Below are 18,005 nucleotides of genomic sequence, written 5' to 3'. Positions count from 1 at the left end.
AACCTCGCCCAAGCACTATTTTCAAACCACTCAAACAATGAGCACAGCAACATCCAATCCCGCCCTCAACGCCAACCCGATCGCCGCAATCGATCCTGAAATCGCCGCCGCCATCGCTGCCGAGCGTCAACGCCAAGAAAGCCACATCGAGCTCATCGCGTCGGAAAATTTCACTTACCCAGCCGTCATGGAAGCTCAAGGCAGCATCCTGACCAACAAATACGCTGAAGGCTATCCCGGCAAACGCTGGTATGGTGGTTGCGAACACGTCGATGTCGTCGAGCGCCTCGCCATCGAGCGCGCCAAAGAACTCTTCGGCGCGGATCACGCAAACGTGCAGCCCCACTCTGGCTCGCAAGCTAATTTCGCAGTCTACACCTCCGTGCTCCAACCAGGCGACAAGGTGCTGGGCATGAACCTCGCCCACGGCGGACACCTCACACACGGCAGCCCCGTCAATTTCTCGGGCAAACTCTACGAATTCGTGCAATATGGCGTCGGCGAAGACACCGGCCTGATTAACTACGACGAACTCGCTGCAGTGGCCGAAAAGGAAAAGCCCAAAATGATCACTGTAGGCGCATCCGCTTACTCACGCATCATCGACTTCGAACGTATGGGCGAAATCGCTCGCTCCGTCGGCGCCTATCTCTTCGCCGACATTGCTCACATCGCAGGGTTGGTCGCCGCAGGCGTTCATCCTTCTCCTGTGCCACACGCCGACTTCGTCACCACCACCACGCACAAGACCCTACGCGGCCCACGTGGCGGCCTGATTCTTTGCAAAGCCGAGCACGCAAAAATCATCGACTCTGCAATGTTCCCAGGTGGCCAAGGCGGACCGCTCATGCACGTCATCGCAGCCAAAGCAGTCTGCTTCGGTGAAGCCCTCAAGCCCAGCTTCAAGGACTACGCCGCTCAAATCGTCAAAAACTCGCAAGCACTCGCGGCAGCCATGATGGAACGTGGCTACAAGCTCATCTCCGGGGGTTCCGACAATCACCTTTTCTTGGTCGACCTACGCGAAAACCTGCCTGACCTCACAGCCAAGGTCGCGCAAGAGACGCTCGATCGCGCGCACATCACTTGCAACAAGAACACCGTGCCCTTCGAGACACGCTCTCCTTTCAAAGCATCCGGCATTCGCCTCGGCACACCGGCGGTCACCAGCCGCGGCTTCGTTGAAGCCGACATGGTCACCATCGCCGACTGCATCGACACCGTGCTGAAAGCCATCGACACCGACGGTCTGGACGCAGCACTCGAAGACGTCAAAGCACGCGTCGCTGAGCTTGCCGCAAAATATCCACTACCTTACTAAGGCAACGCTTATAATTTAAATCCAAGGCGGACCTGCGAAAGCAAGTCCGCCTTTTTTATATAACTTGGGAACGTCGAACGTCCAACGTTCAACGTACAATGTTGAATTCCTGCCCCGCACAGGACGTGACTGGCGGCGCATCGCTACACCTCAATCCGTAGCGAACTCGCGCTACTTGTCCGCCGAAGCTCGGAGAGCGAAGGTGGAGCGAGGTCTCGCGGAACGTCGAGCATACAACGTTCGACGAACAATGTTGAATTCCTGCCCCGCACAGGACGCGACTGGCGGCGCATCTCTACAAAAAACACCGTACCGTAGCGAACTCGCGCTAGCGAGGTCCCGGGGAACGTCGAACATCCAACGCTCAACGCCCAATGTTGAATTCCTGGCCGCAGCAGACGCGACTGGCGTCGCATCGCTACAAATATCCCGACATTTACGCGCTCAGATGCTTCTGGTAAGCCTTCCAAAAATCTTCCCAGAAGTGCACCTTCCTCGGATCCAACTTAGGATACCCGGGGAAGAGTGCTCCCGCATAAAGCCATTCCCGCCAGTCTTCAACTAGTTCAGCCCGCTCGGCGTTACGCAGAATATAAACAGCCACAGACGCAAATGCTTCGCGAGAACGATCGAACTCACGCAACACACTCTCATAGGGTTGGTGCTGCAGTTTTAAAGGCGACAGCAACAGGTTCCACTCGCGTCGCATCCAACGAATGGCTGCCCGTTGTTGAGCTCGAACATCATATCCAACCAACAGAAAGTGACCATGATTCGGCATCAGGCAGTACGCCGGGCAACATAAAAACTCACGAGCGAATGCGTGCAGGCAAATCTCACGCAAAGCGGCATGATGGGCTGGATCTAGCCACCCCGTCGCATGGTCCTTCAAGCACATGGTCCAATGGACAAAACTAATACCCTCGTAATAGCTAGAATCCAGACGCTTCAAGCCACCCTTATATTCTAGCTCGTCCATGCAGATAGGCTCCAGAAATCCGATAATAACTCAAGCCTAAAGGAGCGAAGATAAGGGACGCGACTGGCGTCGCATCGCTACAAAAAACACAGCACCGTAGCGAACTCGCGCTACTTGTCCGCCGAAGCTCGGAGAGCGAAGGTGGAGCGAGGTCTCGGGAAACGTCCAATGTTGAATTCCTGCCCCGCACAGGACGCGACTGGCGTCACATCGCTACAACAGATCTGCCGCGAGGTCCGCCAACTCGGAGCGCACTCCTGTGCTCAGCTCCAAGTGGGCGGTGATCTCCGTGCCCTTGAGGCGCTGCGCGGTGTGCACCAGACCATTGGACCACGCATCCAAGAACATACTATCCACCTGATACGGATCTCCAAGCAGGATCACCTTCGAGCCCTCAGCCATGCGGCTGACAACTGTCTTGGCCTCATGCGGTGTTAGATTCTGCGCTTCATCAATAATAAAAATCGTATTCGAGAGCGAACGGCCGCGAATAAAGGTCATCGCTTCCACCTCAACCATGCCGTAATCAAATAGGAACTGAAAGGGCTTGCGCGGCTTATTTTCCTCTTCAGCGCTCTCCTGCTTTGAAGGTTGCTTGGCCAGTTTCGCCATCGCCTTCTTACGCTTACGCGTCGAGGTGATTCGATTGATGTGCGCATCCTCATTCGTGGGCTCTTCTTGCTTCACCACTTTGCGATTACTAAAGAGCACCTCTAAATTATCGAAAAACGGTGCAATGTAAGGCGCCATTTTTTCCTCCAAAGTGCCCGGCAGCGCGCCGGTATCCTTGCCGATATTGACCAGAGGACGCGAGATAAAGACACGCTCATACAAATTGTCCTCACCGATGGTTTGAAAGAGTGCCATCGCAATCGAGACCAAGGTTTTACCCGTGCCCGCCTTACCGCTGCAGGTCACGAGCTTAATGTCTTCATCCAGCAGCGCATCCATCAGCATTCGCTGCTCCGAATTGAGCGGGTAAATACGTATGCCTTTCGGAATTTTCACCCCGACATCGGTGCCCAGGATCAGGGCATCCACCTGCCCATCCCCACGATAACGTGCAGGCTCACTGAACTCGCCATTACTAATGTAAATATACTCATTAAGATACAGGTGGCTGGTCAGCTCCGGCGAGAGGTCCACCCCCTGCTCTTCCAAAAAACGCTCATAGTCCGCATTCTCAACTTTGATCGTCTTACACCCACCCCCCAGTTTGGCAGTGGTGACCTTGTCGTTCATGTAATCCTGAACTTCTAAGCCCAAGGCGATGCCCTTCAGCGCCATATTGGCGTCCTTGGTGACTAAAATCACTCGACTATCGGGGCAGACCTCCTTCAGAAAAAAGACGGAGGCCAAGATCCGGCTATCCATTTTCTCCAAATTGACCAAGGTGGCCTTGAGACGATTCAGCACTTCGCTCTCGCTCTCTCCCGCAACCATATAGTCGTTAATCACCACCACCAGGCGTCCACCATTAGGGAGTTTGCGGCTCAACGCGGAGCTACCCTGACCATTGAGTTCCGGCGGCGTCTCCAAGCCTTCATCAAAGAGCGCACGCAAATCACGGTGGATTTTACGCGCGGAAAAGCCAAGCTCCCCAGGCGCCGATTTCTTGCCATCTAACTCTTCCAGCACTTCGACTGGTATGGCGATCGTATTATCCTCAAACTTATGGAGGCACTGCGGATCGTGCAGGAGAACATTGGTATCTAGGACAAAGATCTTGGCCTTAGACACAGACGAGAGCGATTTTTCTTTCGACAAGGTATTTGTATAAATGAGAGCGAAATGCGATTCCAGTATTTGCAGCCGGACCGAAATGAACTAGGTGTAAGCTGCATGAGAGACCTCTCCAGCGCAAGCGGTAAACCCACAAGCTCCAAATTTTTCACATAAGATGCACACGCCCGACCGACTCTTCGAACCGATCTCTCAACACAGCTTTCAGGATGAGACCTTGCTGCAACTCGCGCTCACGCACTCGAGCTGCGATCGCGCCAGCGGCGATAACCAACGGCTGGAATTCCTCGGCGATGCGGTACTCGACTTAGTGGTCGCGGAAGTGCTCTACAACAAGTTTCCACAGGCCGACGAGGGCGCACTCGATCGCTGCCGCGCCAGCATCGTGAATGGCAAATCACTTGCCCGCGTGGCACAATCCAAGGGACTGGGCAAATACCTCGAAGTTAGCGACGCCCATCGCCAACACCAGGCCGAGCCCAGTAAAGCGATGTTGGAAGATGCGCTCGAAGCACTCATCGGCGCCGTCTACCTCGACGCCGGCCTCGCCCCCGCACGCCAAACGATCCTCCACCTCTTCGGCGATCAAATCGACGCGATCGAGCTCAGCGCGGGCAATCAGAACCCCAAGGGCAAACTGCAAGAGTGGTCGCAAAAGCATCACGCCGGCGAAGTGCCCCGTTATCAAGAATTGCCCGCCGCAGGGCCCGATCACGACCGTCACTATAGCGCCGCCGTCTTTCTCGGAGGCAAAGAACTCGGCCGTGGCACAGGCAGCTCTAAAAAAGCCGCCGAAGCTAAAGCCGCCGCCGTGGCTCTCGAACATTTAAAATAAGCGAAGTCCCAGGTGCCCGCACAAAGTAAAGCAGCCACGCCAACACCTACGCTCTACCACGGCGTTTGCGCACAGGCGCGTGCACCGCTGCTGCACTCACTCGCAAGCGCATCCCCCGCCTCCCTCACCCTCGCCTTGGTCGCCGACCCGCGCCGCGCACAAGAACTGGCTGCCGAAGTGGAGCGTTTTGCCACATGGTCGAGCACGAGCCCCGCCCTGCAGATCCTCTACTTCCCCGAAGATCCGCCACCCGACATCGACGCCCAACGCCGCGCCGACCGCATATGCGACCGACTTTCGGTGCTCAGTGCCTTACTAGAAACAGCGCCCGACCGACGACTACTGATAGCCACCCCCGAAGCTCTGCTGGGCGCATGCCCCGCCAAAGCCGACTTTGCTCAACGGCGCCTGACACTCGAAGTCGGTCAAAGCCAGCCCTTCCGCGAGTTGATCGACCAGCTCAGCACCGAGTTCGACTACGACTCGGAAGCACTCTGCGAACAACCCGGGCAAATCGCCACTCGCGGCGGCCTGATCGACATCTATCCCTACGATGCCCAGTGCCCCTACCGCATCGATTTTTTTGGCGACGAGATCGAGAGCATTCGCAGTTTCGACCCCACCAGTCAGCGCACACTCGACGAAGTAAACGCCCTGCACATCGCCGCCGCCCCGGCCAGCCCAGCCGCGGGCTCCGAACAAAGTGTGCGCAGCGAAGGCGCACTACTCAGCTACCTTCCCGTCGAAGAGGTGCAATGGGCACTCGAAGACCCCTCCGCACTTGTGCGCGAGCACCCCTACCGATTCGAGAAGTTAGCGATTGCCCGTAGCGATGTCACGCCAGTGACGTCTCCCCAAACCACGCAAGACGCCGCTCCAACTTCGCATCTCCCCCTGAACCGAGGCGACAGCAAACACGTTGAGCTTCGGCCGACAAGTAGCGCGGCATCTCTACGTTCATTCTACCAAGTACTCGCCCAACGCAATCAACGTGACGCGCTCACTGGTATTTGCGAATTGGATACAGATCCCGCACTCTTCCGCTCCGCCCAGCGAGTGGAGATTCGCTCTGAAGCGACCAGCGACTATCGCTTTCAGACCGCTCACGCACAGATCGGCTATGACCGTTTCGAGTCTGAACAAGAGGCGCGCCACAAATTTGAGAACCAAATCGCAGACTGGGCGCAAGAGGGGCTTCACATCGTCTTCGCGACCGCGGGCAAGAGCGAAGCCCAACGCATCCAAGAACTACTCACAGAAAATACGAAAACCGCAAAGCTTAGCTGCCAGTTCGTGCAAGGCACGATCTCAGGTGGCTTCATTTTCCGACCAAGCGACTCGTCGGCAAAGCTCCACCTCCCCTTTCAAACGAATGCAAGATCGGGATTCGTATGCATCACCGACACCGAGTATTTCGGACGACGCAGCCGTAAAGTCGACCGCAACGAAGCGCGCGCGCGCCCCACCATTTCTCAAGTGGATCAATTGCTCGACTTTACCGAGCTAGCAGACGGCGACCCACTGGTGCATTTGCAACACGGCGTTTGCCTCTTTCGCGGACTCACACAGCTAGAAATACAAGGTGGCTCCAAAGAGGTGATCTCCGTCGAGTTTGCGGAGCAAATGACGGTGCATGTGCCCCTGCAAGAATCGCACCTACTCACCCGCTACGTCGGCCTCACCAAGTCCAGCCCCAAGCTCGCCAAAGTGGGTGGCGCCGCCTGGGACAAGACTCGTGCCGCCGCTGAGTTGGCCACGCTGGACTACGCGGCCGAAATGCTGCAACTCCATGCCCGCCGCAGCCAAGCAGGCGGCTTTGCATTTCCGCCCGATCACCCTTGGCAAAAAGACTTTGAAGCCGCCTTTCCGTTTAAAGAAACGCCCGACCAGCTCACGGCGATCGAAGCCACCAAGCAAGACATGGAAAAAGAAGAGGCCATGGATCGCTTGATTTGCGGCGACGTGGGCTTTGGCAAGACAGAGGTCGCCATTCGCGCGGCCCTCAAAGCGGTGCTCGCGGGCAAACAAGTCGCCATGCTAGTGCCCACCACAGTGCTCTGCCAGCAGCACTTTAACACCTTTTGCGAGCGCATGGCTCAATACCCGATCATTGTCGACATGATCAGCCGGTTTCGTAGCACGAAACAAAATAAAGAAAGCATCGCACACCTCGCAGCCGGTAAGGTCGATATCGTCATCGGCACCCATCGCTTGCTTAGCCAAGACGTTATCTTTCAAGATCTCGGCCTTTTAATCGTCGACGAGGAGCAACGCTTCGGTGTGAAACAAAAAGAGCGTATTAAGCAACTTCGCAGCAATGTGGACATCCTGACACTCAGTGCCACACCGATCCCGCGCACACTCTACCTCGCCATGGCAGGCGCACGGGCTATGAGTGTGATCGAGACCCCACCAGTGGACCGCCGCCCCATCGAAACCATTGTAAAAAGCTACGATGAAAAGCTAATCAAATCCGCGATCCAAGCCGAGACCGATCGCGGTGGACAAGTATTTTACCTACACAACCGAGTCGACAGCATTCTAGGCGTCGCCGCTAAGATCGAAGCCATGCACCCCAAGCTCAAAGTCGCCGTCGGCCACGGACAGATGACTGAGGGCGCGCTGGAAAAAATCATGACGAAATTCGTAGCGGGAAAGTTCGACGTGTTAGTCTGCACGACCATCATCGAATCTGGCATCGATATCCCCAATTGCAATACATTGATCATCGAAGGAGCCGACCGTTTCGGACTCGCGCAGCTGTATCAAATCCGCGGGCGCGTGGGCCGCTTTAAACGGCAAGCCTACGCCTACTTATTATTGCACCGTCACGCCGCGGTTGTGGAACAAGCGCAAAAGCGCTTAAACGCGCTCAAACAACACAACCAGCTAGGAGCCGGTTTTCGCATAGCCATGCGCGACTTGGAATTACGCGGCGCCGGCAACCTACTCGGCTCACAGCAGAGCGGACACATCGCCGGCATCGGCTTTGAACTGTATTGCCAACTACTCAAACAGAGCGTGGCTCGTCTCAAAGGCGATCCGGGAGCCGACCGCATACGAGCGGAAGTAAAACTCGACTTCATCACCACCGGCGTGGGCGGCAGCCGTGCCCGCAGCACCAGCGGCTCCTTTAGCTTTGCCGCGATTAAGGACGCTGAGTATGGCAACCGCAAAGGCGAGCTAATTGAGGCCTCCTTGCCCAGCGAATACATCGCCGAGCCCCGCTTGCGCATCGACTTCTACCGCCGCCTGGCCTTAGCTGAAAAGCTAGAAGACGTACTCAACATCGCCGAAGAGTTAGCCGATCGCTTTGGCAAGCGCCCCCTGCCCACCGAAGCACTGATCGCCGTCAGCCAAGTGCGCATCCTCGCTGAGCTCGCCGGTGTGCGCCGCGTCGAGAGCGAAGGCGATCGCCTGATCTGCAAGCTCGCCATGCCGGGCAAATCGGGCGAATTCCTAAAGTCCGGCAGCCGTTTCCCGCGGCTCAAAGCCAAAGACCCCATCAAGCGACTCAACGAAATCCAACGCTGGTTACGTAAGCATTCAAAATAGGTAAAACAGGGCATATAGCCACCTCACCCCTGAGCGGTTTATGATTTACAATTAGGGCACAATCACCTATGCGTTAAGCCGAAACTAACCTAAACCTACCAGCTATATGAAAACAACCACCGCGATCACCGCAGCCGCACTGCTCACCACAACAAGCGTCTTCGCCTTCCCCCTCGCCTTACCGCCCGAGTCTAGCTCCAAACTCGACCTGATCGGCAACCCCACCAACGGCTACGGCATTACAGGCTATAGAAATGCACAAGTGGGCCATGCCAACACTGGACACCAAGTCAGCAATGTAATTCAAAACGCGCCCCCTCCACTCGATGCCGGCGATCCAAATACCTATTTGCGCGCGGACTACTATATCACCAGCTTAGATCGATCTCCCCTCACAAACCCAGATGGACCTAAATTGGGTGCCGCGCAAGCGACGACTCCCTCCTTCATGATAAACCTAAGCAGCTATATGGCGAATAACTCACTCAACTACAGTGATATTACGCTTAGTTTCGGGCAAGTTGGTGCCGACATACAAGACAGTTGGAATCTGGGCGATGATACCATCAACGAGGACTGGACTGGCGACCTATCCTCCACCATCGAAAATCGACAGTACACTGCCAACCCAGGCGAAGTCGAAGCTGTCCTATCTTACGCTGGCACCGAGATCATTTCTTTCGGCTACTCCAATATCTACGAAATCATTGATTATGGGCCAACAATCAACACTAACGACGACAGCATTTCGGCCTATTCCGATGCCGCCGCCGCGACGCTCGCGAGCGGACTCGGAGGCCACGCACTGAATGTCGGGCAATCAATTATCGACGACATCAATGCAGGTGGCGGCCTCGTTCAGCTCTATTTCGATACAGTTCAAGTAGCCAGCTATATAACAGATACAGAAATTGATGGTACCACTGCATACCTACATGCAAATTACTCTTTTAGCGGGTCTCTAATGGTCGTGCCTGAACCATCAGCCTACGGCCTCCTGCTGGGTGGACTGACACTGCTTGCCACACTTGCCCGTCGTAGCCGCAAGTAATCGCCCCACGAAACATAGCCACGACAACTCAACTGCAAAATCACATTTCACCCCCGAGGCCTAAGCTCACCAGCTTAGGCCTCGTCTTTTTTCGGCTGAGTGCGCGGCAGCACCAAATTCAGAGCAATGCCACAGATCGCACCGAGCCCGATCCCACTCAGTGAGACAAAGCCTAGGTCCAAGCTCATCCCACCAATCGCACTGACTAAAATCACGGAGCTTATGATGAGATTGCGCGAATCGTTATAGTCGACCTTGTGATCCGCAATGGTTTGAATGCCGATACTGGCGATAATTCCGAACAATAAGATCAACACACCTCCAATCACGGGCACAGGGATAGTCGCCAATAAACCGCCCAGCTTCGCGACAAATGCCAATAAGATAGCGAAGAGTGCCGCCCAAGTCATGATGGCTGGATTGAAGGCTTGCGTGATTTTAACCGCCCCGGTGACTTCGGAATAAGTCGTATTGGGTGGGCCGCCCATCGACGCCGCCAGGCAGGTGGCCACACCATCGCCCAAAAGTGTATTCTTTAGGCCTGGCTTTTCCAGATAGTTTTCCTTAGTCGCGCTGCTGATCGCGAGAATGTCGCCGAGGTGCTCGACCGCAGGTGCAATTGCAATCGGTAGCATATACAAGATCGCTTCTAAATTAAACTCAGGCGCCGTAAATGCAGGCAGCGCAAATAAGGGCGCACTCGATACCGCCGCAAAATCCACCACTCCCAGCACAACCGAAAGCGTATAACCGGCCACGATGCCGCACAGCACAGGGAGTAGCTTGAACATGCCCCGCCCTTTTAAGATCACCACGATCGTGACCATCAGTGAAAGTAAAGAAATCGACATCGCCTGCCGCAAAGGCACCAGCTCAACGCTACCATCCCCCGTTTTGCCCATCGCCATATTCACCGCAACTGGCGCGAGAATCAGGCCGATGGTGATAATCACGGGCCCCACCACCACGGGCGGCAGAATATAGTGCAACCAGTCCGCACGTCGCAGTCGCACTAAGAAGCTAATTAAAACATAAAACAAACCCGCCGCGATCAGGCCCGACAATGTGCCCGGCAGCCCCCAGGTTTGCACACCATACATAATAGGTGCAATAAAGGCAAAAGACGATGCCAGGAAGATGGGCGGCACCTTTTTGCGATTGATACATTGAAAAGCGAGCGTTCCGATGCCTGCCGTAAACAAGGCCACGTTGGGGTCTAAGCCAGTCAGTATGGGCACTAGCACCAGCGCGCCAAAGGCCACAAAAAGAAACTGTAAGCCAATGATGCTATCTTTCAGGCGAAATTTATAGTCGGTTGCTGCCATGGGGCGGAATCATTTGTGCCACATGGCTGCGCGCGAGTTAAAAAAACCGAAACAAGTAACGAGAAGCACGTTTTGTCGCATGATTCGTGCTACTAATAGATCGCACTCACATTTCAACTACTTCTAGGACATGCAGAAATAGCGTTGGACTCGCTCCCCGATTTCGATGCTTTGCCTGTTCATGAAAACTCTACAGAGACTCATTCAAACATCCACACTAGTTAGCATGCTCACGCTTGCGCCCAATTTGCAGGCGGAAGAGGCTCCCCTTCAGGAAGACTCTGGTAGCTGGGCTCCGCAATGGATCCAGTGGCAAGACTTCAGCCTAAGCTACCTCTATGGCGGCAAATACCGCGTCGATGCGGAAGATCAGCAGACCGTCACCTTCGAGCATGTCAGTGCCTGGAGCTTTGGCGACAGCTTCACATTTATCGACTACCTCGATTATCTGGACACAGATGGCGAAGAGTCCGCCTTCTACGGGGAATTCTCCCCACGCTTCAGCTTCGGAAAAATCACAGATCGCGAATGGAGCCTCGGCCCGGTGCAGGACGTGTTAGTTGCCACCACCTATGAATTCGGCGAAGGCGACGTCGAGAGCTTACTCTACGGCATCGGCATCGACCTCGATCTGCCAGGCTTCGACTACTTTCACCTGAACCTCTATTATCGTGACCCGCAAAACAATAACTCACGCGGCTGGCAATTGACACCTTGCTTCGGCTACACCCTCCCATTTGGCCAATCAGAAATCATCATCGACGGCTATATTGACTATGTGTTCGCATCCGAAAACTCGGGCTACGAAGAAAACCTGCACATCAACCCACAGATCAAATACAACTTGGGCAAACTACTATGGAATGAGTCACAACGCCTCTATGTAGGTGTTGAATACGACTACTGGAGCAACAAATATGGCTTAAAAGATCTGCCCATCGGAACCGATCAAAGCGCCTGCAGCTTCCTGCTCAAATACCACTTCTAAACATCGCCACAGCACTCAAGAATCTCGAACCAGTCAAACATGCTAAAATTCTTTAAATTCGGAGAACACAAGACCAACCTCAAGACAGAGCTCATCGCCGGCATCACCACCTTCGCTGCGATGTCTTACATCCTGGTCGTCAATCCGATGCTGCTCGGGAACGCGGGTATGGACCCGCAAGCTGTGATGATGGCAACTGCCATCGCGGCGGCCATCGGGTGTTTCCTGATGGCCTTCATGTCAAACTATCCCATCGCCCTCGCTCCGGGCATGGGGACCAACGCCTACTTCGCCTTCATCATCGTGCTAGGCATGGGCATACCATGGCAAGGCGCCTTGAGTCTCACCTTCTGGAACGGTATCATCTTCCTCATCCTCTCCGCGTCCGGAGTTCGCAAACAGATCATCGAATCCGTGCCCAAGGGGCTCCAAGTAGGTATCCAAGCCGGGATCGGCTTCTTCATCGCACTACTCGGCTTGAAGGCAGCTGGTTTGGTCGAAGCCAGTCCCGCCACCATCATCACCCATGGAGATTTTAGCGACCCCATCGTATTACTCGGGCTGGGAGGCTTATTTGCCATCTGCACCTTAACTGTCTGGCGCGTGCCAGGCGCGATTATCATCAGTATGCTAGCACTCGCGATCAGCGGCCTATTCGTACTCAATCCAGCCAGCACAGAAGGCGCACCAGAGATGTTGACCACCCTGCCCGAGAGCTTATTCGCCCTCCCCTCCGGACTCGGCGAAACATTCTTACAACTCGATTGGTTCTACCCCTTCACCAACCTCGAATCACTGCAAGTACTCTTCGTCCTGCTGATTCTAGATCTATTCGACTCTGTCGGTACCATCATCGGGCTCTCCCGCCGCGCCCAGCTCTTAGATGAGAACGATCAATTACCTCGAGCCAACAGTGCACTGAGCGCCGACGCCCTAGCCACAGTCTGCGGTGCAATGCTCGGCACCTCCACCACTACCTCCTATGTCGAATCCGCCGCAGGGATCGAAGCAGGCGGCCGCACAGGCTTTACCAGCGTAGTGGTCGGCGTTTGTTTCTTAATCGCACTCTTTTGCTATCCATTGATCGCCGCAATTCCCGCCATTGCCACCGCACCCGCTCTCATATTTGTCGGACTACTCATGGGCGAAGGGCTACGACACGTGCCCTACGAAGAATACACCGAACGCGTGACAGCGATCTTAACCGCAATCACCATCCCCCTATTTTTCAGCGTCACCCACGGCATCGCGATCGGTTTCCTACTCTATATCTTCTTACGCGTCACCAGCGGCAAAGCCAAACAACTGCACTGGATGACCTATACCATCGGCGCGATCTTTTTGCTATTTTACATCATGGAGTGATCCAACTCGACAGAGTCACCCCGCGTCCCCTGCAACGCTTTCCTAAAAGCGAAAGCTAGTGCCGCCCACGAATCCCCGCCGCCGCAAGCGACGACACCACACTTCTCAACAAAGTAGCGTGTCCGCTCGCGGACGCCGGTCAATCGAACTTCAGACGCCCGTCAGCTCACAACACAAAGAACGCCATTCCCTTCCCTCAAAGCGAGAGCAAGCGCAGCTACGAACCCGCCGCCGCACCGGCGACCTTGTATGGATTGACCTCAAGGGCGCGTCTCTTTTTTTGCCATAATTAAAAGAAAGGAGTAGCTCGATGTCTCGGATACCAAACCGTGGCTTTCGCTCTTCGATCTATGACTACGTCTAAAAAACTGCCGGCTCATGATTCAAGAGAAACATCGCCCAAGCACCTGCATGCCCCAATCCACTCGACAAAATGGGGCTGACTCCCCACTGGCATCAACATCCGGCTTGGCAATCCATTTAATACCTTTCACTCTTTTCAGCATTCAAAGTTGGGCGTTCGATGCCCAACGTCCCCACCTACCGTGCCTCCCCATTCGCCATCCGCTATCAATCACCCGCAATTACTGCAGCATTTTGCTGAAGTAGCCGAAGCGACCGACGCCATCCCGCGCCTGCGCCGCTTCATTTTCGATCTCGCCGTGCGCGGTAAACTCCTCGAGCAAGCCCCCAACGACGCCCCTTTAACGGGGAATTATAATTCATTAACAGTAAAAAGATGAGTTGCGCTACACCCCAACCTTACACTATTTCTATTCTTGCCTTGGGGTTAAATGGACCCGAGGGATTCACTGATGAAGTCAAGTCCGATTTGATAATTAATTATCATGGTGAGCAAGATTTCAACAAGGCTGTGAAGGATATATTTATTTATAGGTTTCATGGTTATAAGGATATTACACAATATTCTGATCATCGGCCTCAGCTTCGGCTGAGTGACAACGCAGCTTGCTGCGTTTGCAAACAGGGGGGGAGGGACTACGGATGCGCCGATACCTTGATCCCAGCCCGCTTAGCGGGTCTCTCCCCTGTTGAGAGCCGGGTAACGAAAGGTCAACGTGCTGCCTGAATATAAGTTTAAAGCACGTCACTACCTACACTTTGATCTGCCATTGTCTCCCAGCAAGGCGAAGGCATTAGCCACCGATCCGGCTAAGGTTGGCAGTCACGCATTCTACCCACTGCTCAGCTTTACAGTGACTACTCCTAAGGTGAAGAAGAATGACGATGGAAGTTTTACTCGAACGCCGAAAGAGCGCCCCATTAAGATCTGTGCACATAGTGATGCAGCCATCTATTCCTACTACGCTCAAATCCTCTCGATTTACTACGAAGCAGAGTTGGCGACCAGAGGACTCACTGAGGCAGTCACTGCATTTCGACGACATCCCGGGCGTCAGATGAACAACGTCGCCTTTGCCGAAGAAGTCTTCTGCTTCATCCAAGTCAAACGCCCCTGCCTCGCCTTGGGGCTGGATGTTAGCAAGTTTTTCGACCGCTTAGACCACGACTACTTAAAGACATGCTGGCAAGACCTACTCGGAGTCCAACGACTCCCCAAAGACCACTTTTCCGTTTACAAGAGCCTCGCCAACTTCTGTTCGGTAGATCGCACCGAGGCTTTTAAGGAGTTTTCGATCAGCCCACATAACCCGAAGCCCAAAGCACTGAATAGGCAACGAATCTGCACTGCGGACGAATTTAGAAAAAAGATCCGCGGCAGCGGCATGATTCAGTTTAATCCCGAAATCTCACAGAAACGGGGCATTCCACAAGGCACGCCCATCAGCGCAATTCTGTCAAACATCTACATGTTAGAGTTCGATGCAGCAATGCACGCTGCTGCCAGCCAAGTCGGTGGCTTATATCGACGCTATTGCGATGACATAATGGTCGTGGCGCCTCCAACTGAAGCTCAACGTATCGAAGACCTAGCAATGGAGCAAATCGCTCTCCTCAAGTTAGATATTAATGAGGGTAAGACTCATCGAGTCGAATTCCCAGCAGACAAGAGCCATGTCGCTCTAGAGAACAAGACGCTGCAATACCTAGGCTTCACTTTCTCGGGCACACAAAAATTGATCCGAGCATCCTCACTCTCACGCTATTACAGCAAGATGAGGCGCGGCGTTTCTCTAGCACGAAAGACTCGGGCTAAGTATAATAGTATTGAACAGAGCAAAGGATTACCCGAAAGCCCACTCAGAAAGCGAAAGCTATACTTACAATACAGCTACCTAATCTCTGGACGATTCAAGAACCGTAAAGGAACCCAACGAAAAGGCACAGGCAACTTCCTTACTTACGCCTACGATGCGGCGAAACGAATGAACGCACCCGAAATCAAGGGACAGATGAAGAACCACTGGCGTAAGCTTCAAGAAGAGATGAAGAAATGAGCACTTCCACCACACACAAAGCCCTCGAACTCCTGCAACTCACTCAAACGATCTGCCACTACGAGGCGGAACTTGAACGCGAGACTGGTGGCAACTTCAATCTGATGCAGATCCTCGGTGTCGGGCATTATGAAGTAAAGACTCACTCCCCGATACTCGCCGAGCTACTCAACCCGAAAGGCTCACATGGACAAGGTGCGGCATTCCTCGACCTCTTTATTGATCAACTGGAAATCACCGATTTCGACACGACAACTGCTAGAGTCGACCAAGAGTATCATATCGGCCCAGTCACCAAAACCAGTGGTGGTCGTATCGACATTCTATTACGCGACGCCAAAGGTGGCTGCATCATGATCGAGAACAAGATCTACGCCGAAGAGCAGCAAAACCAAATCCTACGCTATCACAACGCATTCAAAGAAGGACACATTCTATTCCTCACCCTAGACGGATCGCCCCCTGTAAGTATCGCCAAAACACACCCCGATAAACTACAATCCATCGCCTACGCAACTCACATCATTGATTGGCTCGAAGCTTGCCGTAAGGAAGCGACCACCGTGCCAACTGTGCGCGAATCAATAACCCAATACATTCACTTAATCAAGGCACTCACGAACCAAAACACCAACAGCCGTATGAGCCAAAAAATCACCGCCGCCGCCCTTCAAAATCCAGAAAGCCTGCAAGCGTTCTTCGCGGTGCGTAATGCCGAGAGCGATGTGAAACGGGACATCCTCAACACATTTCGAGAAAAACTCACTCTCTTAGCAGAGAAACACAAATTGCACTTAAGCGGCCCAGAAGATGACTTCGGAGCAGTCTATTCCAGCGCCTCCTTCCATTCAGACAACTGGCCGACCCCGCTCTGCATTTGCTTCGAGTTTCAAGGCAGTAACTTTTCCAATCTAATCTTTGGACTGAGCGATCAAGGCAAACTCGAACAGGCCGTCCGCAACACATTTAGAGAGAGCTTCAACAAGACCTACGGAAACTCCAAACAAACAGGTTATTGGCCCGCATGGAACTATTGGAGCCGTCACCGCAATTGGAATGCCGACACCTTCCAAGCCATCCAATTCGGCCACTTCGTGGACGATCTCGAACACGAACTCATTCAAATGATCGACATCATCAATACAGTGCTCAAGGGCCAGCAATCATGAGCGAAGAGACGGAACGCACCGACGAAGCTTACCTCCATTGGAAAGAGGAAAGTGAAAAACGAGAACGAGAGGGAAAATACATCTCCAAAAGGTGGGAGCAGCTTTACCACCTAGAAGAGCAATGGGGGAAAGAAGCGATTAAGTATCTAATGTTTCTTAACTCTGGCGGTGCAGTCGCAACACTGAGTTTCGTAGGTGCTTTAGGGCCAGAGAATGTCGGATGGCAGGCAAAAGCTGCACTTGGACTTTTTGCCGCAGGCATCATATTAGCTGGAACCTTAGTCGCCTTCGCTTACCTCTCTTGCTCCGCACTGTTCGCAGGTTGGACAAGCGACTACAAGAAGTATCTAAATGAAGACCTGACTTACGAGCAGATGGATCAACGAGATGAGGAGCGAATCCCTGATCCTGAAATAGAAAAGAATCTAGGCATTGGATCATTCATCCTGTTCATACTTGGCATCGGCATCGGTGCATTTGGACTCTTCAATTCAAGCACTCCCAAAGACGCCCCAGTTGAACATGTCAGCCAAAGCGCTCCGGCATCAACTGACAGCATTGATATTCTCGTAGCGAAATAGAGCCTTGATCCGTCAGAAAAACAGGGTAGTTTTTCTGACCAGACGAACAACAACCACCCAATGCAAACCCTTGAAGAAAAGACACTAAGACGTGTTAACGAACAAGTCAGGGGTCACGTCGCTACACAAAAGCATTTGTTCCTAACGGATAGTTCCAGCAAGAAGGCACAAATCGGTCATCAAATGATCGAGCTACGCAATGCCAGCCCCAAGCGTATGCAACTTGCGGGGCGCATCAGCGGACTTGCCTTTAAAACGTTACACAGGTTTCGCTGATTTCATTCTCGGCTACATCATAGCCGCATTCGGTCGATTCTGCCCCATATAGCCTAATTATTTTGTGGAAGATTGAGTCCTGAGGGTAAGGAGGTCGGAATTAACCGCCTCCATTACCCAAGGAGCAGCAATGAGAAACAAAGTAGGCGTATGCCTAAGCCAAGCCGAAGACGAACGCTGTAAGAGAATCACCCAAGCGGTGGAACATGAACGACAGCACCCAGCCGAGTTCGGTGGAAAACCGATACAGCGCCTAAATGGCGTATATTCGATCCCGCCGAGTCGTCGAAAACGGATGCTAGTGAAGCGCCGACAGGTCGGTTTCGTGATTACACGCGTCGTTACCCACGAAAAATACAACCAAATCATCAAAAAACGCGGCTAATTCGCCTATTAT

At 53.6% G+C, this 18,005-nt stretch carries 14 protein-coding genes; 11 read left to right on the top strand and 3 right to left on the bottom strand.

The genetic code is table 11. The annotated features are described in order from the left end of the window. The first annotated feature begins 37 nt into the window (after positions 1 to 37). Complete coding sequence (glyA, locus tag QEH52_RS05845; RefSeq protein WP_308949158.1) at positions 38 to 1,321, top strand: serine hydroxymethyltransferase; 1,284 nt, start codon at positions 38 to 40, stop codon at positions 1,319 to 1,321. A 436-nt stretch (positions 1,322 to 1,757) separates the two neighbouring features. On the opposite strand, the gene QEH52_RS05840 is transcribed toward glyA, so the two are convergent. Beyond that, positions 1,758 to 2,300, bottom strand: coding sequence for a hypothetical protein (locus QEH52_RS05840; protein WP_308949157.1), 543 nt, complete (start codon positions 2,298 to 2,300; stop codon positions 1,758 to 1,760). Positions 2,301 to 2,513: 213 nt separating this feature from the next. Next, positions 2,514 to 4,067: a PhoH family protein gene (locus QEH52_RS05835; RefSeq protein ID WP_308949156.1), complete on the bottom strand. Its 1,554-nt coding sequence runs from the start codon at positions 4,065 to 4,067 to the stop codon at positions 2,514 to 2,516. Positions 4,068 to 4,200: 133 nt separating this feature from the next. Between QEH52_RS05835 and rnc the strand changes: the two genes are divergently transcribed. From rnc to QEH52_RS05820, 3 genes are all read left to right on the top strand, one after another. After that, positions 4,201 to 4,878, top strand: a complete 678-nt coding sequence (rnc, locus tag QEH52_RS05830; protein WP_308949155.1) for a ribonuclease III — start codon at positions 4,201 to 4,203, stop codon at positions 4,876 to 4,878. A 12-nt stretch (positions 4,879 to 4,890) separates the two neighbouring features. Continuing rightward, positions 4,891 to 8,433, top strand: coding sequence for a transcription-repair coupling factor (gene mfd / locus QEH52_RS05825; protein ID WP_308949154.1), 3,543 nt, complete (start codon positions 4,891 to 4,893; stop codon positions 8,431 to 8,433). Positions 8,434 to 8,539: 106 nt separating this feature from the next. After that, the gene (locus QEH52_RS05820) at positions 8,540 to 9,484 is read left to right on the top strand and encodes a PEP-CTERM sorting domain-containing protein (protein WP_308949153.1); all 945 of its coding nucleotides are present in this window, start codon (positions 8,540 to 8,542) and stop codon (positions 9,482 to 9,484) included. Positions 9,485 to 9,558: 74 nt separating this feature from the next. Here QEH52_RS05820 and QEH52_RS05815 read toward each other — a convergent pair whose 3' ends face one another. Continuing rightward, entirely contained in the window at positions 9,559 to 10,809 is a 1,251-nt protein-coding gene (locus tag QEH52_RS05815; RefSeq protein WP_308949152.1) for a uracil-xanthine permease family protein, read from the bottom strand. A 181-nt stretch (positions 10,810 to 10,990) separates the two neighbouring features. On the opposite strand from QEH52_RS05815, the gene QEH52_RS05810 reads away from it, so the two are divergent. The 7 genes from QEH52_RS05810 to QEH52_RS05785 all read left to right on the top strand — a co-directional run bounded on the left by QEH52_RS05810 (position 10,991) and on the right by QEH52_RS05785 (position 17,993). Continuing rightward, positions 10,991 to 11,797, top strand: a complete 807-nt coding sequence (locus QEH52_RS05810; protein ID WP_308949151.1) for an outer membrane protein OmpK — start codon at positions 10,991 to 10,993, stop codon at positions 11,795 to 11,797. Between the two features lie 39 nt (positions 11,798 to 11,836). Further along, positions 11,837 to 13,162, top strand: a complete 1,326-nt coding sequence (locus QEH52_RS05805; RefSeq protein ID WP_308949150.1) for an NCS2 family permease — start codon at positions 11,837 to 11,839, stop codon at positions 13,160 to 13,162. A gap of 1,079 nt (positions 13,163 to 14,241) precedes the next feature. Beyond that, positions 14,242 to 15,582 carry an antiviral reverse transcriptase Drt2 gene (drt2, locus tag QEH52_RS05800; RefSeq protein ID WP_308949149.1) on the top strand — a complete coding sequence of 447 codons (1,341 nt, stop codon included), beginning with the start codon at positions 14,242 to 14,244 and terminating at the stop codon, positions 15,580 to 15,582. Continuing rightward, on the top strand, positions 15,579 to 16,751 hold the full coding sequence (locus QEH52_RS05795) for a PDDEXK-like family protein (protein WP_308949148.1): 1,173 nt from the start codon (positions 15,579 to 15,581) through the stop codon (positions 16,749 to 16,751). Before drt2 ends, QEH52_RS05795 begins: the two co-directional genes overlap by 4 nt. Continuing rightward, positions 16,748 to 17,332 carry a hypothetical protein gene (locus QEH52_RS05790; protein WP_308949147.1) on the top strand — a complete coding sequence of 195 codons (585 nt, stop codon included), beginning with the start codon at positions 16,748 to 16,750 and terminating at the stop codon, positions 17,330 to 17,332. Before QEH52_RS05795 ends, QEH52_RS05790 begins: the two co-directional genes overlap by 4 nt. A 60-nt stretch (positions 17,333 to 17,392) precedes the next feature. Continuing rightward, positions 17,393 to 17,608, top strand: coding sequence for a DUF6088 family protein (locus QEH52_RS20695; protein WP_425609280.1), 216 nt, complete (start codon positions 17,393 to 17,395; stop codon positions 17,606 to 17,608). A 130-nt stretch (positions 17,609 to 17,738) separates the two neighbouring features. Next, complete coding sequence (locus QEH52_RS05785; RefSeq protein WP_308949146.1) at positions 17,739 to 17,993, top strand: ParE family toxin-like protein; 255 nt, start codon at positions 17,739 to 17,741, stop codon at positions 17,991 to 17,993. Positions 17,994 to 18,005 lie beyond the last annotated feature (12 nt).

The organism is Thalassobacterium maritimum, assembly GCF_031127805.1.
In the GTDB taxonomy this organism is placed as follows: Bacteria; Verrucomicrobiota; Verrucomicrobiia; order Opitutales; family Coraliomargaritaceae; genus Thalassobacterium; species Thalassobacterium maritimum.
Note: the sequence above shows the minus strand (reverse complement) of the source record. Positions and strands in the feature narration are given on the sequence as shown.

What these genes read in the sequence shown, in the direction of transcription:
- glyA (WP_308949158.1), top strand. Translation starts at nt 38, where the DNA reads ATGAGCACAGCAACATCCAATCCCGCCCTCAACGCCAACCCGATCGCC.
- QEH52_RS05840 (WP_308949157.1), bottom strand. Translation starts at nt 2,300, where the DNA reads ATGGACGAGCTAGAATATAAGGGTGGCTTGAAGCGTCTGGATTCTAGC.
- rnc (WP_308949155.1), top strand. Translation starts at nt 4,201, where the DNA reads ATGCACACGCCCGACCGACTCTTCGAACCGATCTCTCAACACAGCTTT.
- QEH52_RS05820 (WP_308949153.1), top strand. Translation starts at nt 8,540, where the DNA reads ATGAAAACAACCACCGCGATCACCGCAGCCGCACTGCTCACCACAACA.
- QEH52_RS05815 (WP_308949152.1), bottom strand. Translation starts at nt 10,809, where the DNA reads ATGGCAGCAACCGACTATAAATTTCGCCTGAAAGATAGCATCATTGGC.
- QEH52_RS05810 (WP_308949151.1), top strand. Translation starts at nt 10,991, where the DNA reads ATGAAAACTCTACAGAGACTCATTCAAACATCCACACTAGTTAGCATG.
- QEH52_RS05805 (WP_308949150.1), top strand. Translation starts at nt 11,837, where the DNA reads ATGCTAAAATTCTTTAAATTCGGAGAACACAAGACCAACCTCAAGACA.
- QEH52_RS05795 (WP_308949148.1), top strand. Translation starts at nt 15,579, where the DNA reads ATGAGCACTTCCACCACACACAAAGCCCTCGAACTCCTGCAACTCACT.
- QEH52_RS05790 (WP_308949147.1), top strand. Translation starts at nt 16,748, where the DNA reads ATGAGCGAAGAGACGGAACGCACCGACGAAGCTTACCTCCATTGGAAA.
- QEH52_RS20695 (WP_425609280.1), top strand. Translation starts at nt 17,393, where the DNA reads ATGCAAACCCTTGAAGAAAAGACACTAAGACGTGTTAACGAACAAGTC.
- QEH52_RS05785 (WP_308949146.1), top strand. Translation starts at nt 17,739, where the DNA reads ATGAGAAACAAAGTAGGCGTATGCCTAAGCCAAGCCGAAGACGAACGC.